The sequence below is a fragment of the Bradyrhizobium sp. Kon56 genome (assembly GCF_055807635.1).
In genome coordinates this window covers 1-585 of the sequence record NZ_JBVVOU010000127.1, presented here as the reverse complement: position 1 = coordinate 585, position 585 = coordinate 1, and the positions used below count along the sequence as shown (strand labels likewise).

1 protein-coding gene is annotated in these 585 nt (G+C 69.1%); it reads left to right on the top strand.

Annotation, left to right across the window (positions count from 1 at the left end):
- On the top strand, positions 1-585 hold a 585-nt coding region (locus tag AC0L3B_RS38255), incomplete at both ends, for a M16 family metallopeptidase (protein WP_473382729.1).

Below are 585 nucleotides of genomic sequence, written 5' to 3'. Positions count from 1 at the left end.
CAACATGCGCGTCGCCAACAATCCGGACGCGCGGCTGAACGAGCAGATCATGGCCGCGCTCTATCTCAACCATCCCTACGGCCGGCCGGTGATCGGCTGGCACCAGGAGATCGAGAAGTTCGATCGCGAGGATGCGCTCGCCTTCTACCGCCGCTTCTATGCGCCGAACAACGCGATCCTGGTGATCGCCGGCGACGTCGAGCCCGCCGACATCCGCCCGCTGGTCGAGCGCAATTTCGGCGCCATCCCGGCGCAGCCCGCGATCCCGGCGCGCCGCGTCCGCCCGCAGGAGCCGGAACCCGCGGCGCCGCGCACCGTGACCCTGGCCGATCCGCGCGTCGAGCAACCCGGCTTGCGACGCTATTACCTAGTGCCCTCGGCGACCACGGCTGCGGCCGGCGAAAGCGCGGCCCTCGACGTGCTGGCGCAGCTGATGGGCAGCGGCAGCAATTCCTATCTCTACCGCGCGCTCGTGGTGGACAAGCCGCTCGCGGTCTCCGCCAGCGCCAGCTATTCGAGCATCTCGCTCGACCCGACCCAGTTCGCGATCTCGGCTTCGCCCAAATCCGGGGTCAGCTTCGCCGA